Raw genomic sequence first — 1,804 nt, forward strand, 5'->3', positions numbered from 1 at the left:
ACAAAGGAAAAGAGGGAAAACACGATGGATTCTATTCAAATTGTTGGGGGAGAAAAACTTAAAGGAACAATTCCTATTTCTGGGGCAAAAAATGCTGCATTGCCTCTTATGATTGCGGCGCTTTTGACAGAAGAAACGCTCACTTTAGAAAATATTCCGCATCTGGCCGATGTTGAATTGCTTATTCGTATTCTCAATAATCATGGTGTTGGATATGCCGTTGATGGACAAGAGTTTAACGATGAATGCGTGAATTCAAGAACAATTCATTTTACGGCGCAAAAAATAGCTACAACACGGGCACCATACGAACTGGTGAAAAAAATGCGTGCAAGCTTTTGGGTTATTGGACCTCTGCTTGCACGATGCGCAGAGGCTTATGTTTCGCTTCCTGGAGGATGTGCTATCGGGACAAGACCTGTCGATTTTATCCTTGAGGGACTTAAAACTTTAGGCGCACAGATTACTATCGAAAATGGATATGTTCATGCAAAAGCGCCAAGGGGGTTAAAAGGTGCTTGCTATCGTTTCCCTAAAGTCACTGTTGGTGGAACCCATGTGCTGCTGATGGCGGCGACAATGGCAAAGGGAACAACCACTCTTGAGAATGCGGCTTGTGAACCAGAAGTGACAAACCTTATTCGAACCCTGAATACTATGGGGGCTCAAATAACCGGTGAAGGAACAACAACGCTTACAATTGAAGGGGTTAAAAAACTCAACGGTGCTAGAGTACGCGTTATTGCTGATCGAATCGAAGCGGGAACATATGCAATGGCTGTTGCTATGACGGGAGGAGATGTCTTTCTTAAAAATGCAAATCCTAATCATCTCACAAAAGTGCTTAAGGTGCTGCAAAAAACAGGACTCGAGATTCAAATAGAACCTCAAGGAATTCATATTAAGCGAAATCCAAAGAACACCAAAATTATGCCCGTTGATATTAAAACAGGACCTTATCCTGCTTTTCCAACCGATCTCCAAGCGCAATTCATGGCGCTCATGACACGGGCTGAAGGAATCGCGCATATTACAGAGACAGTTTTCGAAAATCGTTTTATGCATGTTCAAGAACTCAATCGCTTAGGAGCACAGATAAAGCTTGATGGGCAGACGGCAACCGTTTATGGAACAGAGAATTTGCAAGGGGCTCCCGTTATGGCGACGGATTTGCGTGCTTCTGTTTCTCTTGTGATTGCAGCATTGGCGGCAAAGGGAGAAACAAACGTCAATCGTGTCTATCATCTTGATCGTGGATTTGAGAGATTAGAAGAAAAATTAGCTCGTTGTGGCGCAAAAATCCAACGCATCACAGTGTAAAGCTTTCAAAGATATGCTCCAAAGAATGGCTTTGGGAGGGGGCGATATATTTTTAGGTGTGCTTTTTGGAGGCTTGATCTCAAGAATCAAGGGTTGTTAATCCTCTCAATAAACGTGGGTTTTATCTCATGGTTTTTACGAGCGAGCATAAGAGTTTGAGAGGCGGGTGGGGTTCATAAAACAAACACTGTTTTTAAATTTTATTGCCAATTTCCTGAAATTACTTTATACCTTAAAGGGTGACTTTGGTCGTCTACGCAGCGATCAGTAGGGTCTGAAAGCCCTAAAGTTCGATCATAAAATGAACCTACTCTTGTAGGTATCCCGGAATTCCGGGAGTTTTTGCCATGTCCAGGTGCTCTCTAGCACTAAAAGCAAAAAAAGCTGATTCGAACTCAGTACTTTCAGACTCCCGGAATACCAATGCGAGGGCGCTCGCACTCGGCAGGGGAGCTTGAAGTGAAAGCTAAAAATCCACATTTTA

General features: G+C 43.1%; 1 protein-coding gene. It reads left to right on the forward strand.

The window, feature by feature from the left end; translation table 11 throughout:
• Positions 1-24: 24 nt before the first annotated feature.
• Positions 25-1,320 (forward strand): UDP-N-acetylglucosamine 1-carboxyvinyltransferase, encoded by a 1,296-nt coding sequence (gene murA / locus ACFIO3_RS12560; protein ID WP_375607049.1) that lies wholly within the window; start codon positions 25-27, stop codon positions 1,318-1,320.
• Positions 1,321-1,804 lie beyond the last annotated feature (484 nt).

The organism is Bartonella sp. AD328YNZD, assembly GCF_042196425.1.

Coding starts and splice junctions, on each gene's coding strand:
- murA (WP_375607049.1), top strand. CDS start 25: ATGGATTCTATTCAAATTGTTGGGGGAGAAAAACTTAAAGGAACAATT.